This window comes from Veronia pacifica (assembly GCF_001707825.1).
GTDB lineage: Bacteria > Pseudomonadota > Gammaproteobacteria > Enterobacterales > Vibrionaceae > Veronia > Veronia pacifica.
Genome location: NZ_LYBM01000041.1, coordinates 38836 through 44964 on the forward strand (window position 1 = coordinate 38836; position 6129 = coordinate 44964).

The 6129-nt window shown below is 40.4% G+C and carries 4 protein-coding genes; 2 read left to right on the top strand and 2 right to left on the bottom strand.

Annotated elements, in window-relative coordinates; translation table 11 throughout:
• Positions 1-497: 497 nt before the first annotated feature.
• Positions 498-2390, top strand: a complete 1893-nt coding sequence (gene mrdA / locus A8L45_RS18300; RefSeq protein ID WP_068904807.1) for a penicillin-binding protein 2 — start codon at positions 498-500, stop codon at positions 2388-2390.
• A gap of 137 nt (positions 2391-2527) precedes the next feature.
• On the opposite strand, the gene A8L45_RS18305 is transcribed toward mrdA, so the two are convergent.
• Both A8L45_RS18305 and A8L45_RS18310 read right to left on the bottom strand, forming a co-directional pair.
• Positions 2528-3193, bottom strand: coding sequence for an SRPBCC family protein (locus A8L45_RS18305; protein ID WP_139122413.1), 666 nt, complete (start codon positions 3191-3193; stop codon positions 2528-2530).
• A 198-nt stretch (positions 3194-3391) separates the two neighbouring features.
• A complete protein-coding gene (locus A8L45_RS18310; protein WP_068904809.1) occupies positions 3392-4060 on the bottom strand; it encodes an SRPBCC family protein in 669 nt (222 codons plus the stop codon).
• Between the two features lie 1285 nt (positions 4061-5345).
• On the opposite strand from A8L45_RS18310, the gene A8L45_RS18315 reads away from it, so the two are divergent.
• Positions 5346-6129 (top strand): hypothetical protein (locus A8L45_RS18315; protein WP_139122414.1); only part of this gene is annotated, 784 nt, incomplete at its 3' end.

Genomic DNA, 6129 nt, shown 5'->3' on the forward strand with positions numbered 1-6129 from the left:
AGGTAATTCATCACTTCTCCAGCAGGTGTTATTGTCTATTTCAATTGATAGAAATATTTACTTCAGTGCTCAGGGAATGTACTGCGCTTGTTGATAATAAAAACAGAAAAGTTTGAGTGATTCCGGGTGAGTTGTATTGTCACTCACGACCTGCTTAAACAGCCTAAAAAGCCATACTTTTTTCTTTAGATAACGCTCATGAAAAAGTGATGAAAAGCACAAACCGTAGTGATCGCTTTAGGCATATTCCAATTTACGGTACACTTGTCCGCTAATATTTCTGTCAAAAAAGACAGTTTACACAGTCAGCCCATTTAAAAATAATAATAAACAGCATGTTAGCCAGATTATCACCTACCCATCGTCTTTCTATCCTTCGCTTCGCTGATTCGAATAACAATGTCACTAACGAAAGTGACACGTCTGAATATCAAAAAAGGCGCATAACGTTTAATGCGCTTGCACTGATGAGCAGCCACTGATCCGAAGGGGAAATCATGCTACCTAATCGCACAAAAGTTCGGGATTATGTTGAAGAGTCGCGCCTCTTTGGTCGCCGGGCAATTGTGGCCTTTTGTTTTATTCTGGCTATGGTGGGTGTGCTGCTGGCTAACCTCTATCATTTGCAAGTCAGTGATCATAAAGACTACCAAACACGCTCTAACGATAACCGAATCAAAATTCTGCCCATCGCGCCGAACCGTGGGCGTATTTTCGATAGAAACGGTGTGTTACTTGCCGAAAACCGCGCGGTGAGCAGCCTTGAACTGATCGCCAGAGAAGTAAAGGATATCGATGATACGCTGGCGCGGATTCAGGCATACATCCCTCTGACACCGGATGAAATTAAGCGTTTTCGCAAAAAGCTGCGCCAAACAGCCAGATTCAAACCAGTGATCATCAAAGATCAGCTCAATGAGGAAGAGATTGCTCGTTTCTCTGCTCACCAGTATCAGTTTCGTGGTGTCAACATAAATGCCAGACTTAAACGGTATTACCCGTTCGGCGAAATACTCACCCACACCATAGGCTACGTCTCCCGAATCAATGACCGGGATCTTCGACGACTTTCCAAAGAGGGCAAGGAAAAGAATTATCAGGGTACGTACGATATTGGAAAAATTGGTGTTGAACGCTATTACGAAGACATGTTGCACGGCACCAAAGGCTTTCAAAAAGTGGAAGTAAATAGCCATGGGCGGGTGATTAGGGTGATTGACTATGTGCCTCCTGTTCCTGGCAAAGATCTGGTTCTTAACCTTGATATTGAGCTTCAGACCTACGTTTACAAGCAACTTGATGGCCGACGTGGCAGTGCCGTGGTTATCGATCCAAGTGACAATGGTGTGTTGGCGATGGTCTCCAGTCCAAGCTACGACCCAAATGCTTTCGTCAATGGTATTTCAGGGAGAGAATACAGCGAGTTACTCAACGATCCGGATCGTCCTTTGGTTAACAGGATCACGCTGGGGGTGTATCCACCCGGGTCAACCATTAAGCCTTTTATGGCCATCGCTGCGCTTCAGGAAAAAGTCGTCACCCCGTTTACGCACCGCAATGACCACGGCATGTGGCGTTTACCCAAGACTAAAAATAAAACCAAAGTCTGGCGTGACTGGAAACGCTGGGGGCATGGCAATGTTGATTTAAGTTATGCCATTGAAGAATCCGTTGATACTTTCTTTTATCAGATTGCTTACGACCTAGGTATAGACCGTATTTCAAGCTGGATGAACAAGTTTGGCTTTGGCCATGAAACAGGCATCGATATCCCTGAAGAAACCTCAGCGAATATGCCAACCCGTGAATGGAAGTTCGCCAGACACCGTACACCTTGGTATCAGGGCGATACCATACCTGTCGGTATCGGACAGGGCTACTGGACAGCGACACCTATCCAGCTTGCCAAAGCTACCTCTGTGTTAATTAACCACGGTAAAGTCATGGCACCCCACCTGTTGCGTGCGGCAGTGGAGCGTGATGACACCAAAGAAATCGAAGAGAAAGCAGAGGTGAAGACAAACTTCCCAATGTCTGAGGTTGCCAATCAGTATTGGGACCTGAGCATTGACGCTATGCGTCTGGTCAACCACGGAAAGCATGGTACAGGCCGCCGCACCTTTAAAACCGCAAAGTATATCAGTGGCGGTAAGTCAGGTACTGCACAGGTCTTTGGACTGAAAGAAAACCAGAAATATAAGGCAGATGAGTTATCATCACGCCTGCATGATCATGCTCTTTATATTGGCTTTGCTCCCTACAAACATCCCAAATACGTTACCGCCGTGGTGCTGGAAAATGGCGGCAGTGGCTCTAAAGTAGGTGGTCCTTTCGTTCGTAAGATCTTTGATCATCTTCTTGACGATTCAGGCCAATTGGCAAAGCATTGATGCCCGCGTTTTTTTCAAATGAAAGCCAGCCTCTTCTTGTGCTGGCTTTTTTATAATCTCGTTGCTGATGATAAAAACCAGCGACTTAGGTACTGATTAATACCTAGCAAAAACAGTGGCCCATCGCCACCTTGGTTTTATATACCTAATTCAGCTGCAAGAGAGGATGAGATTTGAGTGCCTTTCATGTCTTTCTCAACAATTTTCCTGAATTTTTTGATGGTATTAACGACAATCTCTTTGGTATGGGAGTTGGCAGCAAACACCGGTCTCACCTTTGGGCTGTAGTGAAGAGAGAATTCCATCGCCACCCACCTTGGGTCAACCTGTTCAAGAGAAATATGGCCACGTATATCAGCCATTCTCACTGCGTCTTTTTTGGGATAATGATTGGGCTGTTCATGCAACGTAAACTGATACCGATTATCTGATACTTTCTCTCCAACAAAACGGATAAACGCATCGCGGTTTTCAAGCGTCAACGGCGCGTCAAATTTTAGATAAAGCGTTTGATCGGTGAGACCGCTACGACTGATCACTTCAGAAGCAACAATATCATGTACCCAATCGCCTACTCTGTTGGCGTCAATAATCAACGAAACGGGTGCAGCCAAAGACGTTCTCAACAAAATACGCCCCTGTGCAGTATCAAACTCGTCGCCTTCCATCGTTACCATTTTAAGACTTAATTTATCAGAATATGTTTGACCATCGCTGGCTTTAAATTTCGCAGCCTGAGTTGATGTGGCAGAAAGGGACAAAAGGAAGAAGACAGTTAATGCGCGGAATATATCCTTCATCATGTTATTCCTGAAAACAGTTAAATAATACCATTAATCACTCCTCTCATCGTTAGTCAGACTGGCTGTGGCTTTTGAAAAACTGGCCGTAACGATACAGAAGCGATGTGCTTACCCACGATGGGCATTTCTGTAAATCTTACTTTTCAGATACAAAAAACCAGCACAACCTAAGTTGTACTGGTCTGGATATGCATCTAATTACTTCGCGGCCAATGCTTGAGCGAGATCCATTGGGATTTCAGCATCTTTAAACTCGCCTTCAGTCAGCTTTTTAAACTTCTTCATAGTTTTCTTCACAATTTGCTTTGTGTTCGAGTTGGCGGCAAACACTGGACTAGCATGCGGGTTGTAGTGAAGCTTGAACTCGAGCGCCATGCGGTCTTCGGTGACCTGCTCAATTCGGAATTGCCCCCTAAAATCGGTTGCTCGAACGGCATCAGGATTTTCTGGATAATTAGTCTGTTCCACCAACGTCATGATGAAAACATTATCGCCTTCTTGGGAGCCGACAAAACGCACATATCCGTCTCTGTCGTCCAACGTCAGAGGCGCATTAAAACGCATATACAGCGTCTGATCATTGGGAGCGTCGATTTTCAATACTTCGGCGTAGTTAAGATCGTGTACCCACTCTAAAAGGCGATCCGTTGTTACTGTCACAGTAATGGGGGCACCAAGTTGGCCTTTTAATAACGCACGACCTGTTACTGTCGCGTATTTATCACCATCCAATGTTTCCGAGACAAGCTTTAATTTTGAAGAATATTCCTTCCCGTCGCTGGCTTTTAATGTTTCTGCATGTGATGAAAAGGCAAATAAAATCGTGAATGATAAAGTGAGTGCCCTAAGGTAGTTCCTCAATTTCATGCTTTCAATTCCTCCGTGGAACGGTTTATCGGGTAGTGATTGTATTTTGCAATACAAAGTAATCTGACTTCATACAATGTCAGTTTAGAGTAGGGAAATAACTCAGTTTCGAAGGTCACAATAATGAGAAAGGGCTCATTTAATAGCGAATAATTAACATAAAAAAATCATATCATACTGAAAAAACGAGTTTTATTTTTTTAAACGAATGTTTATATTAAAATTTAACAAATGCTAATTTTGGCTACTAATATAGGCATTAGTAATGAAGTTTGCCGAGAATCATGCTGCCATAATAATTGCTCATGACTAAAAATATCTCAGAAGTTGATGATATTGCTGTGGGTATCTGCACTGCTTGGAAATAGGTGAATGTGCAGTTGAATGAGAAAAAGGTTCAAGCATGCTAAGGGATTAGCTTTAATTTTTCCTTATACAGAGTAACAGTTAGTCAATAATAAACTGTGCCTTTTACAATCAGAACATACCTGGGTAGCGGCTACTTTCAATAAACGAATAACCTATCGAGTCCTTATCGCTAAATACTATCAAGGTTGACGGATACACGTCTCGCCAGTCAAAAATACACTGCCCGAATTACTTAGAAGACATTTCGACATTAAGCTGCTTTTGCAGGTTAAAACGTATCAAGCATTTCGGTGAGATAACAGAGTCGCCACTACCCGTGAAAACACAACCAGAGCTTTGTATTTCAACGGTATTTAACGGCAAAAAGTTATTTAAAGGGTTATCAACTATCATCACTGTATTCAATATAAAAACTGATAACACTGAATTCACAATAAAACTATCTTTAATACTTATGATCTATATTAATCGATAAGAAAACAACTATAAATACTTAGGTATTCACCGCAATAAACATAGCAAATTTTATCATTTAAACCACACCTTTCAGAATTAAAAATTTCTACTAATTTGTATTAATTATTTTGGTATGGATTATATTTATGATTAAAAAATTAGCTTAGGCTAAAAACTAAAATGAAATTATAAATATATTATATTAGAGCTGATAAACAATACCCGATCTAAAAATATCCTAGAGACGATGTATCCGAATGATAAAAAATCTAATTTTATTTACTATTTTAATTAAAAAAATTTATCTGAATATAAAGTTAGGTTAAAAAAAACATCTCGTTTTTAATAAAATCAAAAAATTCCAAATTGTTCAATAACAGAAAAAAATACAGCCGCTAAAATACTACAATAAATAATTACTAGATAATTGAATCACCAGTCAGTTGGGGAGTAGAAAGGTATGGGTAAGTTGCAGGGAACGGGTGGGAGTCCATTTGATAATTTTCGTGCTTTTAGTAGTGATAAAAATAATGTTTCACTTGATAGTTCAATTGATTTTCAACAAGATAGTAACGTAAAAAGCGTTACAGGAGATAGTGATGGGGTACTTGGAACTCCAGCAGCAACACCTGACCGGCAGATCAAAGGAGTTCATACTCCTCCTAACCCTAATACTAGAATGAAAGGTGTTCAACTTACAGGAGAGATGGATAAAGATTATCGAAGTAAAGTTAGTGAAATAGATAAGAACAGTCCTTTCGATTTTATCTATAGTAAAAAAGATACGTCATCTCCTTACGCCACTAATACTATTTCAGTAAATGATGAAGGGTTAATCAAGGCTTTTAATATTAACGGAGACGAAGAGCTTAGTGAGAAACTTACTCAACAGTATAAAGATAAAAATATTTCGGTATTAAAAGATGAACTAAAAAACAGTCTAAAAAATAGTCTAGATGATACGGAAAATACAAACCCTATCAAAGATATCGCTAAAAAAGAAGCAGAAAAATTAATAAAAAACAACGGCCTGGATTTTAAAGAAAATAAAGGATTGACTGACAAAGAAGGAAATCCATTAGCTCCAGAAGATGTAGATAAACGCATCAAACAATTACTTGAGAAAATGCCTGAATGGATGCGAAAACTATACTCAGATGAAAAGTCTCTTGCATTTAAAAAATGGCTTGAGGATCAAGGAATCGTGCCAAAAGGTACATTTCCGGAAGTAGGAAACATAGCTG

What these genes read in the sequence shown, in the direction of transcription:
- mrdA (WP_068904807.1), top strand. Translation starts at nt 498, where the DNA reads ATGCTACCTAATCGCACAAAAGTTCGGGATTATGTTGAAGAGTCGCGC.
- A8L45_RS18305 (WP_139122413.1), bottom strand. Translation starts at nt 3,193, where the DNA reads ATGATGAAGGATATATTCCGCGCATTAACTGTCTTCTTCCTTTTGTCC.
- A8L45_RS18310 (WP_068904809.1), bottom strand. Translation starts at nt 4,060, where the DNA reads ATGAAATTGAGGAACTACCTTAGGGCACTCACTTTATCATTCACGATT.